Consider the following 21554-nt stretch of genomic DNA (forward strand, 5'->3'; position numbering starts at 1 on the left):
GGTTTACCGGTATTTCCGGTGCAGGTCCTCCTTCCGGGACGGCCCGGCAGAGGCATCGGCGATCCACGGACCGGTTCCCTCGGACTGGTCAAGCACGCCAGCCTCCAGCCAGGTGTAGTCCCCGGCGAGGACCTTGCGGGTCAATGCCTGGTCGGCGTCGTCCGTGTTCCGCCACAACTGGTCGAAGTACTCGTCCACCCGCACCCTTGCCTGCTCGCAGGAGGCGTCCGCGAGTTCGTAGGCGCCGGCGGCCGTGCCGGGGGAGGTGCGAAGCAGCATCTCCGCGCGGGAACAACAGGCGGTCATGGCGAAGAGTTCGGCGCCGATGTCCACGATGCGGCCCAGGAAGGCCTGCTTCCGCTCCAGCTTTGCCTGCCAACGGCCCATGCCGTAGAAGGTTTGCCGTGCCAGCCGGCGCGAGGAGCGTTCCACGAAGCGCAGGTGCTTGGCCAGCCTGCCGAAGTCGGTGTAGGAGCGGGGGTCCATGCCGGCGCCTGCCACGAGCTTGGGCAGCCATTTTGCGTAGAAGCCGGAGGCGCCGACGGCGGCCTTGGCTTTATCGGCAAGGCTCGCATCGAGGGACGCGAGGTCGCCCGCGGCCGCGAGGTGCGCGTCCACGGCTTCCCGGGCAATCAGCAGCCGCATGATCTCGGAAGACCCCTCGAAGATCCGGTTGATCCGCAGGTCACGCAGCTGCTGCTCGGCCGGTACCGCGCGTTCACCGCGGGCCGCCAGCGATTCGGCCGTCTCAAATCCGCGGCCGCCGCGGATCTGCACCAGCTCGTCCGCGATCCGGCAGCTGATCTCCGTGGCCCAGAGTTTGGCGAGCGCGGCTTCGATGCGGACGTCCTTCTGCCCGGCGTCGGCCAGTTCGGCGGCGAGTTCAAAGACCGCGTCCAGGGCGAAGGCGGAGGCCGCGATGAACGCGATCTTCTTGCCCACGGCCTCGTGCTCGCCCACGGGCCGGCCCCACTGGGTGCGGGCGTTGGACCATTCGCGGGCAATCTTCAGGCTCCAGCGCCCCGAGGCCACGCACAGTGCCGGCAGCGCCAGGCGGCCGGTGTTCAGGGTGGTCAAGGCGATCTTCAGGCCCTGGCCCTCGCGTCCCAGCCGGTTGGCGGCGGGGACCCGCACCTGGTGGAAACGGGTCACGCCGTTTTCGATGCCGCGCAGGCCCATGAAGGCGTTCCGGTTTTCCACCGTGATGCCCGGCGAGTCCATCTCCACCACGAACGCGCTGATGCCGCCTTTGTGGGTGGTGCCGGCGGCGTCGGTGTGGGCGGGAACCAAGGCCATCACCACCACCAGTTCGGCAATCACGCCGTTGGTGGTCCACAGTTTCACGCCGTCCAGGAGGTAGGCCCCGCCGTCGTCCGTTGGCGTTGCCGTGCTGCCCATCCGGGCAGGATCGCTGCCTACGTCCGGTTCCGTGAGGAGGAACGCGGTGATGGCGCCGGCAGCGCAGCGGGGAAGGTATTCGCGTTTCTGCCCGGGGGTGCCGAAGACCTTGACCGGCTCCGGAACGCCGATGGACTGGTGGGCGGAGATGAGCGCTCCCAGGCTGGGGTGGACGCTGCCGAGAAGGGCAAGTGCCCGGCCGTAATACACCAGTGAGAGGCCCAGCCCGCCGTATTCCTCCGGGATCTTCATGCCGAAGACACCCAGGCCGGCCAGGCCCCGGATGTACTCGTCAGGGATCTTTGCGTCCCGTTCGATGACCCGACCGGACATGGTCCTGGCGTAGTCGGTCAGGCGGGCCATGAAGGCCTCGCCCTTTTCCACGGACGCTGGATCGGCAGCCGGCCAGGGGTGGACCAGGCCGAGGTCGAAACTGCCCAGGTAGAGGCCTTTGGCGAAGCTGGGGCGGTCCCAGCCGGTTTCCCGGGCTGCTTCTGCGACGGCCCGGGCGTCCTCGGCGGTGGCACCGGCCCCGATGTTGCCGGCCGGAACGGGGATTTCCTTAGCCGGGGCGTCTTTGGCCTGGCTGTCAGTGGCGGAGCTCATGGGTAATCTCCTTGGGCCGGAATGGCCGGTGTAGCCATGGATCCGCCGGGTTGGAGAACCCTTCAGCTGTCACTCAAGATTACCCGCGGGTAGGTTCCCGTGCCAGGGGCCGTTTGCCCCTGGAAATCGCCGGACAGATCGCCGGCGGCCGCGCGGTGGACCAGCCTGTCCCACCCGGCGTTGATTCCGTGGACCACTGCCAGGAGCGTGGTGGCCAGCACCGTCCAGGTAAGCTTTCCGGCGCCCAGCACTACCAGGGCAATCAGCCCGGCGACCAGGACGAATCCGGCCAGGACCGCGCCGAATACCAGCGTCCCGATGAAAACCAAGGTGGCTGTTTCCACTGTGCTCAGATCGAACTGCATGAATCCCCCTGCTGCGGCGTTGCGGTGGCGAAAGAACTGCTGTGGTGAAGACCAGTAGCTGAAGCGTAGGGGGACAGCCGCGCCATCAGCCAGAGGCGGGTGGGGCTGAAGGGGCTGTTGATACGGGATCGAAACACTACCCGGAGGTAGGTCACGGAGTGGTCGCGGCGGCCTGCGTTAACCTTGTAGTTGGCAGTTTTCCGGTCCGTGCCCCTGCCGCCCCCGCCACCCGAGCCCAAGGAGAGTGCGTGCCCCGCTCCGCCAGGTCATCCGCTGACGCCATCAGCGCCCGGCTCCGGGACCTCGAACTCCTCACCAAGGGGCCCGCCTGGGCCTTGACGCGTTCGGCGCCGTGGGTGATCGCGGTGCTGCAGGCTTCCTTCACCCGCACCCGGCCGCAGCTGCCGCTGGAAGAATTCCATGCCGACGTCGACTCCTTCCTTGAGGAGCTTCGGCGCCAGGAGCCCGGGCTGGGCGGAGGGGCCAATGGAAAGTCCTTCGGCGACGAGTGGACCCGCCGGCAGTTCCTGACCCGCCGGAACCAGTCGGGCCAGATCGTGTACGAGGTCACCGAACCGGCAGCCCGTGTGCTGGCCTTCCTGGACAGCCTCTCCAGCGAACGGTCCACGTTGAACGGGTCCCGGCTGGGAACGCTGCTGGGGGACGTGGAGAAGCTTGCCAACGAGACCAACCCGGACCAGAGTGCGCGCCTGGAGGCCCTGGAAGAAGAAATCGAAGAACGGCAGCAACTCATCCAGGACATCAGCACCGGTGAGTTTGACGGCCTCCTGGAGGACGACGAGGCCGTGGAGGCCGCAGGGAACATCCTGGACCTGGCTGCCAGCCTGCCCGCGGACTACAAGAAGATGCGCGACAGGATCGAGGAACTGGTGGGCGGCCTGCGCAACCAGATCATCGAGGAGTCGCTGACCAAGGGCGCCACCATGGCGCAGGTCCTGGAGGCGGACAAACGGCTCCGCCAGAGCCCTGAGGGCCGGACGTTCCGGTCCTTCACCGCCTTCCTGGAGGACCCGCAACAGCAGCTCCGGTTCCGGTCCGCCATCGGCGAAGTCCTGAGCCGCCAGTTCGCGGACGACCTTTCACCGGAGGACAGGGAGACCCTGAAGAACCTGGTGGCGGAGCTCCGGCAGCAGCACAGCCAGATCCAGCGCATCTACGGCAAGCTCAGCGAGAGCCTCAACACCTACGTCCAGAGTGACGATTTCCGCCAGTCGGTCCGGCTCCGCCAGGTGCTGCGCGAGGCGGAGCAGGCCATCCGGTCCCTGCCGTATGAGCGTGAACGGCCCGGCCTGGTACCCGGTCCGGTCCTGTACAACGCGGGCTTCGAGTCGCTGTCCATGGTGAAACTGTTCGATCCCGACGAGTTCGCGGCGCCGCCCCGCCTGGCCGATCCCATCGCGTTCAGCGACTCGGACCGTGTGCGCTCGCCGAGGACCGGCAAGGCCAAACCGGCGGTGGTCCGCGCCGCCATGGCAGGAGCCAGGACCCTGGGCGACGCCTGGGAGCAGCTGCCGCCGGAAGAGCAGCACATCAACACCATTCGGGCCCTCCTGTCCGAGGCCCTGCACGCCGGGGCCGATTTCAACCGCAGCGATTTCGAGGGCCTGGACTTCGAACAAATAGACGGCTCCATCCGCAGGGCCTACCTCCCGGTGGTCACGCTCGCAAAGGATTCAGATGACTGAGGTTTCACACGGCACGACCCCAGCGCCCGATGCCGCCCAGGGAGTGGCATCGGGCCTATCGGAGCCGCGCGCTGGGCTGATCGAAGATCAGTCGCGCGGCGAAGGGGCGGGGGCGGCATCGGGCGCTGGGTACCCCGGACCTGTTTCACCCCGCGACACCTTCGTGGACGGAGCCGCGCTGTTCCCCGGCGACACCGGGGTGCTGAACATGAAGGTCCGGCAGGCGCTGGTGAAGCTCCTCAAAGGCCCCTACATTGATGGCGGCCGCGACGAGAAGCTGTGGACGGTGCTGCTGGACAACCAGTTGATCCTGCGGAGCCGCCTGTCCGAGCTGTTCCTCACCCTGCAGTTGGACCACGAGCGGAAGATCGCGGTCCTCCGTCCCGTTGACCCGGAGGTCATCGGCGGCAGCACCCGGTCCAGCATCCTGCGGCAGCAGCGCGCGCTGAGCCGGGTTGAAACCATCGTGCTGCTCCGGCTCCGGCTGCTCCTGGACCGGCACGTCACCGCCCAGACGGACCCGACCATCACCCGGGAGGAAATCACGGACCTGGTGGCGCACTACCAGCCGGCGGGCCAGCAGGACGCCCTCCGCGATTCGGATGTGGTGACCCGGGCGATCACCAAGCTCCTGGCCCGCCAACTCCTGCTCCCCACCGGCCTGGACGATGTCTACACCATCTCCAACGCGCTGCCCCTGGCTCTGCCGTTCGAAAACATCGGCGACATCCCGGCGCACATCGAAGCCTTGGTGGCGGTCTCGGCGGACCAGTCAGGAACAGAACCGCTCCTGGATCTTGACGGCGACGCTGCGGCAGGTGCCGAGGACGGCGCAGAAGACGACGATGCCAACGGTGACGAGGCGTCCGAAACCACGAATGAGGTGACCAAGTGACCATCGCAAGCATGCTCCCGCTGGGGGACGCGGCCAACCCGGGCCAGATGCGGCTTGCCCTGGTGCAGGTGGTCAACTGGGGTACGTTCCACGGCGCGCACACCATGCACGTGGACCGGAACGGAACCTTGCTGACGGGCAACTCGGGCGTGGGCAAGTCGACGCTGTTCGATGCCATGTTGCGGGTGTTCGATGCGCGGCCGCGCTCCAACGAGGCGGCGGCGCAGCGTTCCGGCGGTGCGGTGGAGGACAAGCGCACCACGTTCACCTACATGCGCGGCAAGGTGGGGGACAAGGCCGTGGGGGAGGGCTCGGCGAGTGCGTTCCAGCGCCCGGGTGCCACCTGGTCCGCCGTCGCGCTGACGTTCGACAATGCAGCCGGCACCCGGGTGACGGTCTCGGCGCTGTTCGACCTGCCGAAGAACGGGACCGAGTCCAGCGTGGGCCGGTTCTACCTGATTGACAACGTGCCGCTGGACCTGGAAGCCGTTGAAGGCATCGCGGACAAGCGCTTCACCAAGGGCGCGCTGGAAACGATCTTCCCGCACGCGCAGGTGTTCGATGTCCACAAGGCCTTCGCTGAACGGTTCCGCCGGCTGCTGGGGATCAGCTCGGACCAGGCGCTGCCCCTGCTGCGCGTGATCCAGGCGGGGAAGGGGCTCGGCGGCAGCGTCAACACGTTCTTCCGCGACCAGGTGCTGGATGCCCCTGCAACATTGGCCGCCGCGGATGACGTGGTGGAGGAGTTCAGCAACCTCATGTCCATCCGCCAGCGGCTGGAGGACGTCCGGCAGCAGCGCGACCAGCTGGCCCCGGTGCCGGGACTGAACCGTGAATACGCGCATTCCCTGCTGGACGCGAACAGGCTCCGGGAGCTGGTGGGGGAGGAGTTCGAGGCGTACAAGCAGAAGCTTGCCGTCGAGGTCCACCAGAAAACCCTGGTCCGGTTCCGTGAGCTGGCACAGGCGAAGGCCAAGGAGCTCGGCGCCGAACGCGCGGTCCGTGACGGCCTGGCCAAGGAACTGCGGCAGCTGGAAACCGACTACAACAACCAGGGCGGCAACGCCATCTCGGCGATCGAGCAGTCCCTGGAGAACGCCCGGGTGGGGCTGAAGCTCCGCCGCCAGGTGGAAGAGGCGGCCCAGCAGGCATTGTCCGAGGCCGGGCTGCAGCTTGAGTGGAGCGCGGCCGGCTGGGAGCAGGCCCATGAGCAGGCGGCGGCGAGGTCGGCCGAGCTGAAGGATGATTCACAGGCCCTGCAGGAACTGCGGTTCGAGGCGTTCGACGCCCATGCCACCCGCAAACGCGAGCTTGCCGCCGCCGAGCAGGAACTCGTCTCGCTGAAGACGCGCAAATCCCTCCTGCCGCCGTCGAGCATCGAAAACCGCGCCGCGATCGCTGCCGCCACGGGGATCCCGGAGGACCGGATGCCGTTCGCGGGCGAGCTCATGGACCTCGCCGAAGGGGAGGAACGGTGGCGCCCGGCCGCCGAGCGCGCGCTCCGGAGCCTGGCCACAACACTGCTGGTGCCGGGGGAGCACTTCGGTGCCGTGACCCGCTACCTCAACGACCATAATGTCCGCGGCGCGTTGCGGGCGGTGGACGTCTCCAAACCGCTGGCGGGCGGGGCGCTCGCCGTGGAGGACGTGCGCGACGGCGACCTTCTGGCCAAGCTGGACATCCTCGCCGCGGGCGCGGTGGCCGAGGCCGGCGAATGGGTCCGCGAGCGGATCGCACTGGACTTTGCCTACCCGTGCGTCGAGGATCCGGACGAACTCGCAGCCCTGGAGAAGGGCCTGAGCCTGGGCGGCGTGGTCAAGCGGAACCGGCACACGGTGGAGAAGGACGACCGCTTCACCAGCCGCCAGGACTACGTGCTCGGCTTCGACAACGCCGCCAAGCTCGAACTCGTTGCCGGCCAGGTGGAGGACCTCCGGCAGGAAGTGGCCAAGGCCGCAGAACTGGCCCAGAGCCGCGAGGACTCGCACCAGGGCATGAGCCGCCAGCTCGATGCCCTGCGCCGCATCGCCGAGGACGACCGCCCGTGGGAACAGGTTTCCGCGGCTGTCGCGGCGGATGAGCTCGCCCGGATCGAGCAGCGGCTCAAGGATGCCCTCGCCGCCCAAGCGGACCTGGAACCGCTTCGCGCCACCATCGAGGAGGTCCGGCAGAAGCACCAGTCCAGCACCGAGTCGGCGGCCGTCCTGCAAAGCGAATACAAAGCCCTGGACCGCCAGCTGACGGGCGCGGACGCGCTGCTGGAAGCTGCACGCCAGCGCCTGGCCCAGGCGCCGCCGTCGGACGCCACCGTTGCGGCTCTGGAACCGCACTTCGCGGACTTCGGCGACGTCACCGAAATGCACGAGCTGGACAACCTGGCCAACCGGGTACGGACGGCCCTGCTGGGCGAACTGCACGCCGCCGAGTCGCGGGGACAGGCCACGGCGGAGCGGCTCACCCGCATCTTCGAAGGTTTCGTCCGGGAGTGGGGCAGCGCCATCTCTGCCGACCACGGCACCAGCATCGGCGCCGCCAGTGAATTCGAGGCCCGCTACCACGCGATCGTGAACGACGGACTGCCCGCGCAGGAGGCCGAATTCCGGCAGTTCTTCAACCAGCGCACGCACGAGTCCTTCAGCACCCTGCTGCACCTGCTGGACGAGGAACGCCGCTCCATCACCACCCGCATCCTCCCGCTGAACGGCATCCTGTCACAGGTGAACTTCCATGAGGGCAGCTACCTGGAACTGGACATCAAGCAGACCCTGCCGCCCACGGCAAAGCAGTTCAAGGACGCCATCCAGAACGCGCTGAAGACCCGGCACACCCGGCCGGCGAAGGCGGAGGCAGGCCGCGCAGAAGGTCCCGGTCCGGACAGGGACGACGACGGCGAGCTCACCGCCCGCTACAAATCCCTGGAGACGCTGGTCAAGCGGCTGGGTTCGCAGGCGCCCGAGGACCGGCGCTGGCGCGCCGAGGTCCTGGACGTCCGCGGCCACCTGTTCATCCAGTGCAAGGAACACCGCGAAGTCGCCGCCCCCACCTCAGGAAAGAAAGGTGGCGGCAAGAAGACTGAGGTGTTCATGCATGCCGACACCGGGTCGATGTCCGGTGGCGAGAGGCAGCGGTTCACGGCATTCATCATGGCCGCCGCCCTGAGCTACCAGTTGGGGATTGCCGAGCAGGGTTTCACCACCTACGGCACGGTGATGATGGACGAGGCCTTCGTGCTCGCATCCGAGGAATTCGCGGGCGCCGGGATCAAGGCGCTGCACGAATTCGGGTTCCAGCTGCTGCTGGCTGCGCCCGAAAACGTGATCGACCTGTCCCGGCACCTGGGCTCCGTCACCGAAATCCTGCGTGACAAACGCACCAACCGCTCCGGCGTCCTGACCGCACCCGTCATCCGCCCCCGCCCGGGGGAAGAAGGCGCCTGGCGGTCCGAGGCGAACCCGGTGGATATCGTCCTGCGGTAACCGGCCGCACCTGGAGTGCCCCGGCTACCTGGACTGCGCCGGTTACCTGGACTGCGCCGGTTACCTGGACTGCACCCTGGCCAGGAACTGGGCGGTGCGGTCCTGCAGCCCCTGGATTTGGCGCTGTACGACGACGGCGGGGTCCGGGTTGATCTCGTTGGCCGGCGGTTCCCTGCGGACGTTGCCGCAGCAGACGAAGTCGGCACAGATCAGGGTGCCGACGGTGTTGCCGTCGCGCCCTGACTGGCCTGACCGTTTGGCGACCCAGAGCAGGACGTCCTCCTTGGAGAAAACGTCCCGGCAGAGCTCGCACAACACGGAGCGGTTCTTCCGGGCGCCTCCCTCGGGGGCCCGGAGCATGATTCCGGTGAGGCCTTGGGGGCCAGGGACCACCAGGTAACCGCGCAGCGGCATCTTTCCGTCCCGCCAGCCCAGGAAGTCCAGGCTGTCCCAGTCCAGGGAATCGAAGTTTTTGGGCAGCGTCAGTTTCGCGGCTTCCGAGCGGCTGGCGTTGACGAAGGATGAGCGGATTTGCTGGGGCGTGACTGATTGCATGGCTGAACTTTCGTGGCAGGGGGCGGCCCGGATCCGGGCCAAGTAACAGGGGAGTCAGTCAGTCTCCGCGGAGCAGGCCAAAGCGGCCACCCCGCTCTCCATGGCAGCGGCGGCCGTGATAGCCCTCTGCATGCGCATTTCCTGTTGTCCCGTCCGATGTTCAGCGTGCCAAGGCGGCTGAGGCCTGCCCGGCAAGGCCATCCTGCCAAATCGGGAGTCAACTGTCCAAGGACCGGCCTGCGGATGTGGCGTTGCTCACCCAATTCGGATTAGGTGACAAAAATGTTGCGTAATGATGATTTACATAGGTTAGCCTTACTTAAGTTTTTCATCCGCCCCCTTGAAGGAGCCCCGTGACGTCCCCCCTTTTCCCTGGTCCCCTCCCCACCCGCCGGAGCCTCTTCTCCTCCGCCGGCAAAGCGGGAGCCGTCCTCGCCGCGGCAGCGCTCACGCTCTCTGGCTGCTCCACCGGTCCCGCCTCCTCCGTAACCGACGCCACCAGCGCCGGCGGCAACGCGGCGTTCCCGGTCACCATCAAGCACCTGTTCGGCAGCACCACCATCGAGAAGCAGCCCACCCGGGTGGCGACCGTTTCCTGGGTGAACGACGACGTCGCCATCGCCCTGGGCGTGGTGCCCGTCGGCGTCCCCAAAAACGAATGGGGCGGCAACAGTAAGGGCTCCACCCCGTGGAAGGATGCCGCCCTGGAACAACTGGGCGCCGGATTCGGTTCGGCCAAGGCGCCGGTCCAGTACTCCGAAGCCGACGGCATCAACTTCACCGAGATCGCCAAGCTCAGCCCCGACGTCATCCTCGCCGCCTACTCGGGCCTCACCGAGGAGGACTACAAGAAGCTCAGCGAGATCGCCCCCGTGGTGGCCCACCCCCAGGTGGCGTACGGGACCTCCTGGCAGGACTCCACCACCATCATCGGCAAGGCCCTGGGCAAGGAAGCGCAGGCAGCACAACTGGTGGAGGACACCGAAGCCACCGTCAAGGACAAGGTCGCCAAGTACCCGCAGATCGCCGGTAAGAGCTTCATCTACGGCAACCTCGAGCCTGCCAAGGGTGACGGCGTGAACGTCTACACGGCCAACGACAACCGCCCCCGGTTCCTCACCGAAATCGGCATGACCCTGGCACCGGTGGTGGCGGACAACTCCAAGGGCTCCAAGGAGTTCTACATCCCGTGGTCCGCGGAAAAGGCCAACGAGCTGGCCTCGGACATCTTCGTCACCTGGGTCCCCGACGCGTCCACCAAGGACGCCATCAAGGCCGACCCCCTCCTGGGCCAGATCCCCGCAATCAAGAACGGCGCCCTGGTGGCCGATTCGGACAACACCCTGACCCTTTCCATCTCGGCATCCTCGCCGCTGAGCCTGCCGTGGTCCCTGGACACCTTCCTGCCGCAGCTCGCCGGCGCAGCGGATGCAGTGAAGTAGGTCCAGCGCCATGAGTACGACGACGGCACGTCCCGCAGCGGACACCGGCACCCGGGTGCCGGTCCGGGAGGCGGCCGCTCCCCTCCGCGGCATGGCCCCGGAAAGGAAGCGCGCCGCCTGGCTGGCTGCCGCCGTCGTCGTGCTGGTGCTCATGGCCGGGGCGTCGCTGGCGGTGGGTGCCCGGGATGTTCCGCTCGGCACGGTGTGGCAGGCCCTGGCAGCGTTCGATCCCGCGAACGGCGACCACGCGGTGGTCCAGGCGCGGATTCCGCGGACTGTCCTTGGCCTGTTGGCCGGCGGCGCCCTGGGCCTGGCCGGCGCCGCCATGCAGGGAGTTGCCCGCAACCCGCTGGCCGATCCCGGCATCATCGGCGTCAACGCCGGTGCAGCCCTGGCAGTGGTGACCGGCATCTACGTCTTCAGCGTAACCGGCTTTTCCGGATACGTCTGGTTCGCCTTCCTCGGTGCCGCAACCGCCGCCGTCGTGGTGTATCTCATCGCCTCGCTGGGCCGGGAAGGCGCCACGCCGGTCAAGCTCGCGCTCGCGGGGGCGGCCCTGAGCGCCGGGCTCTCCTCCCTCATGAACGTCATCCTGGTCTCCAGCCAGGACACCCTGGACAGGTTCCGGTTCTGGCAGGTCGGCGGAATCGCCGGCAGGGACTGGTCCGTGCTGCTTCCCGGCCTGCCCTTCTTGGCTGCGGGCGCACTCATTGTGCTGCTGAGCGGCAGGATCCTCAACAGCCTGGCCCTGGGCGACGACACCGCCCGCGGGCTCGGGCAGCGTGTTGGCGCCGCCCGTGCCGTGACCGCCTTGGGAATCGTCCTGCTGTGCGGCACGGCCACCGCGCTGGCGGGCCCCATCGGCTTCGTCGGCCTGGTGGTGCCGCACGCCGTCCGTTTCCTCACCGGTCCGGACTACCGCTGGATCCTTCCCTTTTCCCTGGCGGCCGCCCCGGCGCTGCTGCTCGCGGCAGACATCGCAGGGCGCGTGGTGCTGCTCCCCGGCGAGGTCCCGGCCGGCATCATGACCGCCCTCGTCGGCGCCCCGGTCTTCGTCTGGCTCGTCCGCCGCGGGAAAGGAACCGGGCTGTGACGGTCCACCGGACTGCCGTGCTGGCCACCGCCGTGGTGGTGATGTTCTTCGTGTCCGTCCTGCTGGGCAGCTACACGGTCACCGTCCCCGACTTCTTCACCATCGTCGCCCACCATCTCACCGGCGGCCCCAAGATTCCGGGCGCCAGCTTCATCGTGATGGAGAACAAGCTTCCGCACGCCGTCATCGGAACCATGATCGGAGTTGCGTTCGGACTGGCCGGCGCCCTCTTCCAAACGATGCTCAGCAATCCGCTGGCCAGCCCCGATGTCATAGGCATCAGTTCCGGGGCCAGCGCGGCGGCCGTTGTTGCCATCGTCGTTTTCGGCGCGTCCGGTGCCACGGTGTCCGGGGCGGCGCTGGCCGGGGCGCTCGCCGTGGCCGTCCTGATCTACGCGATCTCCAGCGGCAGGAACCGGGGGCCCGGCCGGGGGAACGCCGCCGGGAACCGCCTGGTCCTGGCCGGGGTGGGCATCGCCGCCGCCCTGCAGGCAGTGGTGAGTTTCCTGATGACCCGCGCCGACATCCGGACCGCCGCCGACGCCCTGGTCTGGCTGAACGGCTCGCTGAACTCCGCCAACTGGGACCGGGCCGGCGTCCTGTTCCTGGCGCTCGCGGTCCTGGTTCCCGCCGTCGCATTGATCGCCGGACCGCTGCGCATCCTGGAACTGGGCGACGACGCCGCCGCCGGACTGGGACTGCGCGTCGCCGGCACCCGCCTGGCCCTTGTGGTCATCGCGGTATCGCTCGCGGCGGTGGCGACGGCGGCTGCCGGGCCGGTCGCGTTCGTCGCCTTCCTGGCCGGACCCATCGCCCGCCGCTTCACCGGCAAACCCGGCCTGCCGGCGTCGGCCCTGGTGGGTGCCCTGATTGTCCTCGCGGCGGACTACTTCGCCGCCAACCTCGCCCCGCTGCTGCTGGACGGCACCGTCCTGCCGGTGGGAGTGGTCACCGGCGCCCTCGGCGCCCCGTTCCTGCTGTGGCTCCTGGTCGCAGCCAACCGAAAGGACGCCTGACGTGCCCGTCCTGGAAGCACAAGGCCTGACACTGCAATACGACCAACGTTGCGTGGTGGACCGGCTCAGCCTCCGGATCCCCGAAGGCAGGGTCACCATGATCGTCGGTGCGAATGCCTGCGGAAAGTCCACCCTGCTGCGTGGCCTGTCCCGGCTCCTCAAACCCGCGTCCGGGGTGGTGACCCTCGACGGCAAGGACATCCACGCCCGCCCGGCCCGCGAACTTGCCCGCACCCTAGGCCTGCTTCCCCAGCATCCCGCCGCCCCGGACGGAATCACCGTCCGGGACCTGGTGGGCCGCGGCCGCTACCCGCACCAAGGCCTGTTCCGCAGCTGGAGCGGCAAAGACGAGGGCGCCGTGCAGCGCGCGCTGCAAGCCACCGGGATGCTGGACCTGGCCGCGCGCGAGGTGGACGAACTCTCCGGCGGCCAGCGCCAGCGCGCCTGGATTGCCATGGCGCTGGCGCAGGAAACGGAGGTGCTGCTGCTGGACGAACCCACCACGTACCTCGACCTGGCGCACCAGGTGGAAGTCCTGGACCTGGTGACGGACCTGAACCGCACACGGGGCACCACGGTGGCCATCGTCCTGCACGACCTCAACCTCGCCGCACGGTACGCAGACCACGTCATCGCCATGAAGGACGGCGCCGTAACGGCCGCAGGTGCCCCCGGCGACGTGGTGACCGAACACCTGGTCCGCGAGGTCTTCGGCCTCGACAGCCGCGTCATCCCCGACCCCGTCTCCGGGACCCCGCTCATCATCCCCATCGGCCGCCACCACGCCACCGCCAACGAACTGGAGCCCGTCGCATGAAGACCCGGGAAACCGCCGCCACCCAGCCGATGAGCCTGGCCTTCGAGGTCAGCGTCACCGCGGTCCGTGACCTCAGCCCAAACTTCCGCAGGATCACCTTCGGCGGGTACTCGCTGCGCGGTTTCGGCGTCCACGGCGACACCCTCGACCTCCGGATCAAACTGCTGATTCCCTCGCTCGCCCCCGACGGTACCCAACTGCCGCTTCCGGCCTTCAACACCAGCCAGGCGGGCTGGTACCGGGACTGGCTTGCCATGGACCCGGACGTCCGCGGCGCCATGCGGACCTACACGGTCCGGGAGGCCCGGCTGGACGCGGTGTACCCGGAGATCGACGTCGACTTCGCCCTGCACGGCAATCACCGCGGGCTGCCCCGGGAAGCCTCCGGTCCCGCCGCGAACTGGGCCCTGAACGCCAAGCCGGGCGATGCCCTGACCATCATCGGCCCCAACAACCGCGCGGCGCACTGCGTCACCGCGGAAACCTACTCCGGCATCGAATGGCGGCCCGGGCTGGCCCAGCGCATCCTGCTCGCCGGCGACGAAACCGCCGTCCCCGCGATCGCCGCGATCCTGGAAACCCTTCCGCCCTACATGAGCGGTCACGCGCTCCTCGAGGTCCAGCAGCCTGCGGACTTCCTGGAGCTCAGCTCCCCGGCGGACATCGAGATCACCTGGCTGGCCCGCGGTGCCGCCATCGGCAGGTCCAGGCCGCACGGCCAGTTGCTGCAGGAGGCGGTGCGCGATGCCGTCCCCGTGCTGGGCTGGGTGGGCATCACCGCGGACGACGGCGGCGCGGGGCCGGAGCCCGAAGACGTCAACGTCGACGTGGACATCCTTTGGGAAACGCCTGCCCGGATGGAGGCCGCCGCCATCACCGCCGCCAGGAATCCGCAGCTGCCCGCCGGCGCCATGCCGTTCTACGCGTGGATCGCCGGTGAAGCGGCCGCCATCCGGGACCTGCGGCGGTACCTGGTCCGCGAGGTGGGCATCGACCGGAAGCAGGTGGCGTTCATGGGCTACTGGCGGCAGGGCAAAGCCGAGGGCTGAGTCTTCCTGCGCCTGGGTGCGCCGGCGACACTGTTTCGCCGTCGCTTAGACACCTTCCTTCGCTCCATTCGGCCGCGGGCGGCCTCTCTCCGCTCCTGTCGGCGATGCGCTCCTACGCGAAACAGCGTCGCCGGCTTAGAGCCTCTCCGTCACCCAAGCTTTACCTCGGCTTTCCCTGCGCTTTCTTTGTTGGGGCTAGGTTGGCGTGGTGCCTGAATCCTTGCTTCCTGACTCGGGGCGGCGGGTTTTTGTGGCCTTGGGGGACTCTTTCACCGAAGGGGTGGGGGACCGGGATGAGCGGCTGCCCAACGGGGTGCGGGGCTGGGCCGACCGGGTGGCCGAGAAACTGGCCAAGGCGCGGCCCGGCTGGAAGTACGCCAACCTGGCCATCAGGAGCAAGCGGCTCCGGCACATCATCGACGAACAGTTGGAACCCGCGCTGCGGATGCGGCCCACGCTGATCACGCTCTACGCCGGCGGCAACGACATCCTGGACCTGAAGACGGACATGGCGGCGCTGATGGCGGACTACGACCAATTCGTCGCCAAACTCGCGGGCACCGGGGCGACAGTGGTCCTCTTCACCGGGTTCGACGTCAAGGTTTCGGCGCTGCTGGAGCCGCTGAAGAAGCGCAACACCTACTACAACCAGCGGGTCCGGGAGATCGCGGCGAAGCACGGTGCACTGCTGGTGGATTACTGGTGTCTGGACGCCTTCCATGACCGGAGGATGTGGGACTCGGACCGCCTCCACATGTCAAAGGCCGGACACAAATACCTTGCCGGGCAGGTGCTGGACCAGTTGGGCGTACCGCACAAGATCAAGCGCAAGGACTGGGAACCGGCCGCACGGCTCAGCGTGCGCGAATGGGAGCAGCAGCAGCGGCGCTGGGTCCACGACTGGGTCCTGCCGCTGTTCGGCCGCAAGCTCCGCGGCGTCACGCTGGGGGACACGCTCACCCCGCGCTGGCCGGAGCCGGTGAAAGTCCCGCGCAAAGGGTTGAAGAAGCTTGCGGCGGAAACGCCCGACGACGTCCCCGCGCCTTAGCTGGCCTGGGCGGGCGGGCTGTCCAGCAGGTTTTCATACCCCGGCGCCACCCGGCCGGCATGGAACTCCAGCACCTCGAAATCGGCCACCCCGTTGGAGTAGAACGGGTCCTGCGCCAGGCTGGCGTCGAGGGTGGCGCGGTCCGCCTGCGACAGCAACAACCCTCCGGTACGCGGAATCTTGCGGCCCGCGGCGATGAACACGCCGTCGTCGAAAGCCTTTTGGAGCCAGGCGATGTGGGCGTCGTTATGGAAGTCGACGATCTCCTGGGGCACGCGATAGGTGAGGGAGACAACATACATGGGGCAAGCCTACCGGCGCCGCAACAAAGCTACTTGAAAGATCAATCGTAGAATGGGTTCATGACCGAACCCCGATGGCTCAACGCAGACGAACGCCGTGCCTGGCTGGCGCTGGTGAGCATCAACACGCTGCTGCCTGCGGCACTTGACACCAGGCTTCACAGCGCGGGGAAGTTGTCCCTCTTCGATTACACCGTCCTGGCCATGCTCTCCGAAGCCGAGGACCGGTTCCTGCCCATGAGTGAGCTTGCCGCCCGCAGCAGCGCCTCCCTCTCCCGCCTCTCCCATGTGGTGACCAAGCTCCAAAAGCGGGGCTGGGTGGAACGCCGGCCGCACCCCCACGATGCGCGGGTCACCACGGCGCACCTCACCGAGGAAGGCATGGCGACCATTGTTGGGCTGGCGCCCCGCCATGTCGAGGATGTCCGGGACCTGTTCCTCGACGCCCTGACCGAACAGGACGTCCTGGACCTGGCGCGGATCGGCGAAAAAGTCGTCGGGCGGCTGGACACCGACCACTGGATCCTGCGCGAAACCAAGGGCTGAACCGCCGATTGGTTGCTTCCGGCAACGGGTGGCAAACTTACCGCATGGATTTCACTTCCCGGTTCGTGGCCTTGGGCGATTCTTTTACTGAAGGCGTTGGCGACGACGACCCCGGCCACCCCAACGGCGTCCGCGGCTGGGCCGACCGCCTGGCCGAACAACTGTGCGCCGCCGATCCCGGCTTCGGCTACGCCAACCTCGCCATCCGGGGCAGGAAGCTCCGCCAGATCCTGGCCGAGCAGGTGGACGCCGCCGTCGAACTCAAACCCACACTGGTGAGCATCTACGCCGGCGCCAATGATATCCTCCGGCCGCGCGTGGACATCGACGAACTGCTGGTGGAGTACAACGACGCCGTCAGCAGGCTGGCCGCCACCGGGGCCACCGTGGTGATGTTCACCGGTTTCGATGCCCGGGGTTCAAAGGTTTTCGGCACCATGCGCGGCCGGACCGCAATTTACAACGAGCTGGTCCGCGGCATCGCAGGGGACCACGGTGCGCTGCTGGTGGACTACTGGCGCTTCAGCGAATACTACGACTGGGGCATGTGGGCCCACGACCGGATGCACATGTCCGCGGCGGGCCACGCCAACATGGCCAAGCGTGTGCTCGAAGTCCTCAAATATGACCATTCCATCGACATCCCGCCCATGACGCCGGTCCCTGCACTCAGCGGCAGGGAGGCGCTCCGCGCCAACGCCCAATGGTTCCGGGAATACGCGGCCCCGTGGGTGGTTCGCCGCGTCACCGGCAAGTCGTCCGGGGACAACCTCGGGCCCAAGTACGCCCAGCTCACCCGCCTCTGACCCCGCAGTTCCGGCCGCCGGCCTCAGGTGTACTGGAACGCCGGAGTAGCCAGCATCGAGCCGTCGGCGCGGATCGCCAGTACTGCAACATCCCAGTTGTCAGCGGCCAGGTCCAGCATCGGCGTTCCGCCGGAAACGATTGCCGTGGCCAGTACATCAGCGGTGACGATGTCCGCCGCGGCCACGGTGACCTGGACGAACCCGGCCCCGCCGCCCAGCCGCCAGATGTGCTCGCCCCGCTCCGCTGAACCTGAGGTTGCAAGGGCTGCGTGCTGCCCGCCCGCCCCGAGCGCATACCCGGTGATCAGGGTGCGGCGGTCCGCCGGATCCACAATCCCGGCCTTCCACGGCTCGGTGCTGCCCGGCCGGGGCGAGCCGCTCACCAGGACGTCCCCGCCGGCGTTGAGGCACCAGTCGCGCCGGCCCAGGGCGAGGAGCGAGGTCCCGGCCTCGTGGATGGCGTGGCCCTTGACGATGCCGGAAAGATCCAGGACGCCGTCCGGCCTCTCGGGGGTAAAAGCGCCTTCCGTGCGCAGCCGCCATTCGTGCGCCTCGGCGTACCGTTCCCGCGTCTGCGGCGAGGCGGTCCGCAGCGTCAGTTCGCCGCGGGCCAGCCGGCTGGCTTCGGAGTCCGGGCGGTACAGGCTGAAGGTTTCGTCGAGTTCCCGGAAGTGGCGTTCGACGACGGCGGAGGCGGCGGCGAGCTCATCAAGCCGTGGCTGCCCTTCCGAAGCCATTCCGACAGGCATGGTCAGGCTGACGACCGTCCCCATGCACTCGAAGGTGCGGGCTTTCAGGGCCGGGGAGCCGGTTTGCGTTGGCGCGGGGCTAGAGGTGTGCTGCATCGATGGCTGCCTGGAGTGAGGTGAGATAGGCGCTGCTGGTGACGGTGGCGCCACTGATCGTCTTGATGCTGGCGGACTGTGCAGCCAGCGCCTCGCTGCGGAGCAGGGGGGCCGCTCGGTTGCTGATCTGGATCGACTTGCCGTCGGTGTTGGTCAGCTGGAGGGCCGTGACATCCGTGATCTTGCCGTTCGCCACCGTGATCTGGACCTGCACGGGACCGAACCTGGTCTGTACCGCGGTTCCCTTGTAGGTGCCGGAGGCGGTTGAACCCGATGACCCGGACGAGCTTGAGGAGCCGGTCGTACCCGACGTGCTGGACGAGCCTGTTGTGCTGGACGACCCCGAAGCGGTGGAGGAACCCGTCCCGGATGCGCCGGTGCCGGTGGCACCCGTGGTGCCTGTCGCCGTCGTGCCTGTTGCGACGGTGCTGATGCCTGATACCTGCGTGCCTGCCTGCCAGCCCGCCAGGAGGATCCCGGCGGAGGCAAAGGCGGCAGCGGCTATTCCGCGTATTTTCACCAGTCAAACCTTTCGTGATGGATCTGGTCCTCGCTGACGCCGGCCTTCGTGGCGTCCGCTATGACGTTGGCTGCCCAAGTGGCCGGGCCGCAGACGTAGACGTCTGCGTCCTTGATGTCCGGGACGTAGGAGGTGAGGCTGTAGCCGTTGCGCACGGCGTCCTCGGGGAGCCAGGTGGAGCGGCCACGGGACCGTGGCCCGGTGAGGTGGAAGAGCCTGACTCCGCGTTCCTGGCAGAGCTCCAGGATTTCGCTGCTGAGGTAGAGCTCCTGCTCCGTGTGGCCGCGGAGCAGGACGCTCGCCTCCCCGGGACCGAACGGCGTGGTTTCCAGCAGCGCGCGCAGCGGAGTGATGCCGATGCCGGCTCCGATCATGACCACTTTGTTCTTGGTGCGGGCGGCGGTGCTGAGCAGGCCGTACGGTCCCTCCAGCGCCACTTTGGTTCCCTTCCGCAACCGGAGGAGCCCGGCCGATCCGTCGCCGAGGTTGCGGACGGTGATCCGCATGGTTCCCTGGCCGTCGGGGCCAGTGAAGACGGGCTCGGCGGAGAGGCTGAACGGGTGCGGATGCCACCACATTCCCGGGGCCAGGAACCGCCAGATGAAGAAGCGTCCACCGGTCCCCGCCAGCTGGTCCAGCTGCCGGCCGCGCATAACGATGTTCACGACGCCGGGCGCCACGGACTCGACCTTGGCCACAGTGAGCTGGTGCCGGAAGGTGGCCAGTACCGGCTCCAGGATGCGGAAGTACACCAGGGCCGTTCCGGTGGAGATGCAGATAGCCAGCCAATACCAGCGCTGCCACGTCCCCGCGGCGAACAACCCGCCAACGCTGAACTGGTGCGGGATTGAGGTGCCGACTGCGGCATACGTCAGCAGGTGCACCACGTACCAGAACTCGTACGGAAAGCGGCGCCGGACGGCTACCAGGGACGTCACCACCACGGCGACAAACAGGGCCATGGAAACGAATGCCAGCCACATATCGGGCACCTGCACCCACAGGTTGATGGACTCGGTGACAGGGTCAATCCCTTCCGCCATGCCGTACCCGATGGCGATCAGGACGCCGTGGGCCAGGAGCAGGTAGAGCGAGGGCTTGCCCAGCGTGCCGTGGAACTCCAGGGCGCGGTCGTGGCCGATGGTCCGGTCAATGAACGGGATCCTTGCGGCCAGGAGCAGCATGAGCAGGACCAGGTCCATGCCCGCCAGTCCGGCGACGATCCCGCCCGCGGTGAACAGCCCCGCGGGGGAGGTGATGTTCGATGCCCCGCCGTCCGCCAGCCACAGGGCGATTGCCGCGGCAACGGAGGCCCAGGCAATGACGGTCAGGAGGTCGGTTCGCAGCATGCGCTGCTTGTGCTGGCGGGCAAACCGGCCGCGGACGGGCCTTGGTGTGGACAGGGAAGGGCGCTCCGGACGGCCGGAGCTGCTTGCGGCCGGTGTTGTCGGCAGGAGCTGCGTGTTCATGCCTCCAAGATTGCTTTGGGAAGCTATGTCCCTGCTGTGAAAAGGGGGAACAAGCTGCTGTGACCTTTCGCTCCCGCTGCTGCCCTTATACACCCGATTGGTCTTTAATTGCGTCAACTCGTAGACTTGGTAGGCGCTAAGTGCGCGGAGCGTGCGCAATTGCTCCGGTTGCCCGGTAATTTCTCCAGGGTGGCCGGTAGTTAGGGGCTCAAGTTGCGTGACTAACCGTTGCCCTTCTTCACTTTTGGGTCGCCCTTAGCAGCATGGTCCAGCAGCAGATATGCGGATCATTACTTTCAATTCTTGAGGAGAAGTCATGGCAGCACACTGCCAAGTGACCGGAGCCGAGCCGGGCTTTGGGCACAGCATTTCGCACTCGCACCGTCGCAACAAGCGCCGGTTCGATCCGAACATCCAGAAGAAGCGCTACTGGGTTCCGTCCCTGCGCCGTAACGTCACGCTGCAGGTCTCTGCGCGTGGCATCAAGACCATCGACGTTCGCGGCATCGACGCAGTCGTCGCCGACATTCTGGCTCGTGGGGTGAAGCTCTAGTGGCTAAGGACAAGGACGTACGTCCGATCATCAAGCTCAAGTCGACCGCGGGCACGGGTTACACCTACGTAACCCGCAAGAACCGTCGTAACGATCCTGACCGCATGGTCTTGAAGAAGTACGACCCCAAGATCCGCCAGCACGTCGAATTCCGAGAGGAGCGCTAAACATGGCTAAGAAGTCCAAGATTGCTCGCAACGAGCAGCGCAAGGTCATCGTTCAGCGTTACGCTGCCAAGCGCCTCGAGCTGAAGAAGACCCTGGTTGACGAAAACGCAACCGATGAAGCACGCGAAGCAGCCCGCCTGGGCCTGCAGAAGCTGCCCCGCAACGCGTCCCCGATCCGTCTGCGTAACCGCGACATCATCGACGGCCGTCCCCGCGGTACCTTCCAGAAGTTCGGTATCTCCCGTGTCCGCTTCCGCGACATGGCTCACCGCGGTGAGCTTCCGGGCATCACCAAGTCTTCCTGGTAATCCAGCCTCGCTGACACCAGCTGCTTGAAAAGGGCCGGCAACCTCACGGTTGCCGGCCCTTTTGCGTTTAACCCACTCGGCGGATGGTGGTTGAGCATGTCTCCGCCCTGTGCGGCAGCACACACAGCGGAAGTTACGACGGCGGGAGGCGGCCTGGGCGCCTGTTGGCCCGTTTCGCCGCGGAATCCCGGGGATGTTCTCCGCTGGGTGGCGGGTTTGCGGTGGGGTGGGAGTGCGTGTATTGTTTTCTAAGTCGCCGCGGGGGACAGCGAAGAGCTGGTAACCGCGGGTGGCCAAATCCCCCAAAAATACGGACTGATATCCGGGTGCTCTTTAGGGTGCTGGGAGTTGGGTGGGGGTTCTTTTCTTTGGTGTGGGTCCTGGGATATGGATTTGCATTGGGGTTGGAGATCCGGTAAGTTTGAAAAGTTGCTCCGGAGCGATCTGCGACTGGTTTTTGGTTGTGGTGGTGCCGGGTGTGTCTGTTGTTTGAGAACTCAATAGTGTGCCAAGTTTGTTGATACCAATTGTTTTATGGATTGGTTGAATTGACTGGATCCGCCACCCCGTGG

General features: G+C 67.3%; 22 protein-coding genes. 14 read left to right on the forward strand and 8 right to left on the reverse strand.

Annotation, left to right across the window (positions count from 1 at the left end; all coding sequences use genetic code 11):
* Positions 1–3: 3 nt before the first annotated feature.
* Together ACFVVC_RS21860 and ACFVVC_RS21865 are read right to left on the reverse strand one after the other, a co-directional pair.
* Positions 4–2004, reverse strand: coding sequence for an acyl-CoA dehydrogenase family protein (locus ACFVVC_RS21860; RefSeq protein WP_387458344.1), 2001 nt, complete (start codon positions 2002–2004; stop codon positions 4–6).
* Positions 2005–2066: 62 nt separating this feature from the next.
* Positions 2067–2369, reverse strand: coding sequence for a hypothetical protein (locus tag ACFVVC_RS21865; RefSeq protein WP_387458346.1), 303 nt, complete (start codon positions 2367–2369; stop codon positions 2067–2069).
* A gap of 248 nt (positions 2370–2617) precedes the next feature.
* Between ACFVVC_RS21865 and ACFVVC_RS21870 the strand changes: the two genes are divergently transcribed.
* From ACFVVC_RS21870 to ACFVVC_RS21880, 3 genes are read left to right on the forward strand one after another with little or no spacing between them, the layout of a single operon-like run.
* Complete coding sequence (locus ACFVVC_RS21870) at positions 2618–4075, forward strand: DUF3375 family protein (RefSeq protein WP_387458348.1); 1458 nt, start codon at positions 2618–2620, stop codon at positions 4073–4075.
* Positions 4068–4970, forward strand: coding sequence for a DUF4194 domain-containing protein (locus ACFVVC_RS21875; RefSeq protein WP_387458350.1), 903 nt, complete (start codon positions 4068–4070; stop codon positions 4968–4970). The genes ACFVVC_RS21870 and ACFVVC_RS21875 overlap by 8 nt, the downstream gene beginning before the upstream one ends.
* Positions 4967–8446, forward strand: a complete 3480-nt coding sequence (locus tag ACFVVC_RS21880) for an ATP-binding protein (protein ID WP_387458352.1) — start codon at positions 4967–4969, stop codon at positions 8444–8446. Before ACFVVC_RS21875 ends, ACFVVC_RS21880 begins: the two co-directional genes overlap by 4 nt.
* Before the next feature lie 60 nt (positions 8447–8506).
* On the opposite strand, the gene ACFVVC_RS21885 is transcribed toward ACFVVC_RS21880, so the two are convergent.
* Complete coding sequence (locus ACFVVC_RS21885) at positions 8507–9001, reverse strand: FBP domain-containing protein (RefSeq protein ID WP_387458354.1); 495 nt, start codon at positions 8999–9001, stop codon at positions 8507–8509.
* A gap of 353 nt (positions 9002–9354) precedes the next feature.
* Between ACFVVC_RS21885 and ACFVVC_RS21890 the strand changes: the two genes are divergently transcribed.
* The 6 genes from ACFVVC_RS21890 to ACFVVC_RS21915 all read left to right on the forward strand — a co-directional run bounded on the left by ACFVVC_RS21890 (position 9355) and on the right by ACFVVC_RS21915 (position 15466).
* Entirely contained in the window at positions 9355–10443 is a 1089-nt protein-coding gene (locus tag ACFVVC_RS21890) for an iron-siderophore ABC transporter substrate-binding protein (RefSeq protein ID WP_387458355.1), read from the forward strand.
* Between the two features lie 10 nt (positions 10444–10453).
* Positions 10454–11536, forward strand: coding sequence for a FecCD family ABC transporter permease (locus tag ACFVVC_RS21895; protein ID WP_387458357.1), 1083 nt, complete (start codon positions 10454–10456; stop codon positions 11534–11536).
* Positions 11537–11577: 41 nt separating this feature from the next.
* On the forward strand, positions 11578–12552 hold the full coding sequence (locus ACFVVC_RS21900; RefSeq protein WP_387458382.1) for a FecCD family ABC transporter permease: 975 nt from the start codon (positions 11578–11580) through the stop codon (positions 12550–12552).
* A gap of 1 nt (position 12553) precedes the next feature.
* Positions 12554–13369 (forward strand): ABC transporter ATP-binding protein, encoded by an 816-nt coding sequence (locus ACFVVC_RS21905; RefSeq protein WP_387458359.1) that lies wholly within the window; start codon positions 12554–12556, stop codon positions 13367–13369.
* Positions 13366–14418: a siderophore-interacting protein gene (locus ACFVVC_RS21910; protein ID WP_387458361.1), complete on the forward strand. Its 1053-nt coding sequence runs from the start codon at positions 13366–13368 to the stop codon at positions 14416–14418. Before ACFVVC_RS21905 ends, ACFVVC_RS21910 begins: the two co-directional genes overlap by 4 nt.
* 205 nt (positions 14419–14623) lie before the next feature.
* Positions 14624–15466 (forward strand): SGNH/GDSL hydrolase family protein, encoded by an 843-nt coding sequence (locus ACFVVC_RS21915; RefSeq protein WP_387458363.1) that lies wholly within the window; start codon positions 14624–14626, stop codon positions 15464–15466.
* Here ACFVVC_RS21915 and ACFVVC_RS21920 read toward each other — a convergent pair.
* Positions 15463–15768, reverse strand: coding sequence for a YciI family protein (locus tag ACFVVC_RS21920; RefSeq protein WP_387458365.1), 306 nt, complete (start codon positions 15766–15768; stop codon positions 15463–15465). The genes ACFVVC_RS21915 and ACFVVC_RS21920 overlap by 4 nt on opposite strands.
* 60 nt (positions 15769–15828) lie before the next feature.
* On the opposite strand from ACFVVC_RS21920, the gene ACFVVC_RS21925 reads away from it, so the two are divergent.
* Both ACFVVC_RS21925 and ACFVVC_RS21930 read left to right on the forward strand, forming a co-directional pair.
* Complete coding sequence (locus tag ACFVVC_RS21925; RefSeq protein WP_285244374.1) at positions 15829–16314, forward strand: MarR family winged helix-turn-helix transcriptional regulator; 486 nt, start codon at positions 15829–15831, stop codon at positions 16312–16314.
* A 44-nt stretch (positions 16315–16358) separates the two neighbouring features.
* The gene (locus tag ACFVVC_RS21930; RefSeq protein WP_387458368.1) at positions 16359–17120 is read left to right on the forward strand and encodes an SGNH/GDSL hydrolase family protein; all 762 of its coding nucleotides are present in this window, start codon (positions 16359–16361) and stop codon (positions 17118–17120) included.
* Between the two features lie 23 nt (positions 17121–17143).
* Here the strand turns inward: ACFVVC_RS21930 and ACFVVC_RS21935 are convergent, their stop codons facing one another.
* Genes ACFVVC_RS21935 through ACFVVC_RS21945 form a run of 3 tightly spaced genes read right to left on the reverse strand, consistent with a single transcriptional unit; the run spans position 17144 to position 19954 of the window.
* Entirely contained in the window at positions 17144–17965 is an 822-nt protein-coding gene (locus ACFVVC_RS21935; protein ID WP_387458370.1) for an FAD:protein FMN transferase, read from the reverse strand.
* Positions 17949–18485 carry an FMN-binding protein gene (locus tag ACFVVC_RS21940; protein ID WP_387458372.1) on the reverse strand — a complete coding sequence of 179 codons (537 nt, stop codon included), beginning with the start codon at positions 18483–18485 and terminating at the stop codon, positions 17949–17951. Before ACFVVC_RS21940 ends, ACFVVC_RS21935 begins: the two co-directional genes overlap by 17 nt.
* Positions 18482–19954: a ferric reductase-like transmembrane domain-containing protein gene (locus tag ACFVVC_RS21945; protein ID WP_387458374.1), complete on the reverse strand. Its 1473-nt coding sequence runs from the start codon at positions 19952–19954 to the stop codon at positions 18482–18484. Before ACFVVC_RS21945 ends, ACFVVC_RS21940 begins: the two co-directional genes overlap by 4 nt.
* Positions 19955–20270: 316 nt before the next feature.
* Here ACFVVC_RS21945 and rpmB point away from each other — a divergent pair, with 316 nt between their 5' ends.
* The 3 genes from rpmB to rpsN are packed head-to-tail and all read left to right on the forward strand — an operon-like array spanning position 20271 to position 20982.
* Positions 20271–20507 (forward strand): 50S ribosomal protein L28, encoded by a 237-nt coding sequence (gene rpmB, locus ACFVVC_RS21950; RefSeq protein ID WP_018763944.1) that lies wholly within the window; start codon positions 20271–20273, stop codon positions 20505–20507.
* On the forward strand, positions 20507–20674 hold the full coding sequence (gene rpmG, locus ACFVVC_RS21955; RefSeq protein ID WP_013602737.1) for a 50S ribosomal protein L33: 168 nt from the start codon (positions 20507–20509) through the stop codon (positions 20672–20674). Before rpmB ends, rpmG begins: the two co-directional genes overlap by 1 nt.
* 2 nt (positions 20675–20676) lie before the next feature.
* The gene (gene rpsN / locus ACFVVC_RS21960; protein WP_387458376.1) at positions 20677–20982 is read left to right on the forward strand and encodes a 30S ribosomal protein S14; all 306 of its coding nucleotides are present in this window, start codon (positions 20677–20679) and stop codon (positions 20980–20982) included.
* Between the two features lie 333 nt (positions 20983–21315).
* Here the strand turns inward: rpsN and ACFVVC_RS21965 are convergent.
* A partial coding sequence (locus ACFVVC_RS21965; protein WP_387458378.1) for a hypothetical protein occupies positions 21316–21554 on the reverse strand: 239 nt, incomplete at its 5' end.

The sequence above is a fragment of the Pseudarthrobacter sp. NPDC058196 genome (assembly GCF_042882685.1).
Lineage (GTDB): Bacteria > Actinomycetota > Actinomycetes > Actinomycetales > Micrococcaceae > Arthrobacter.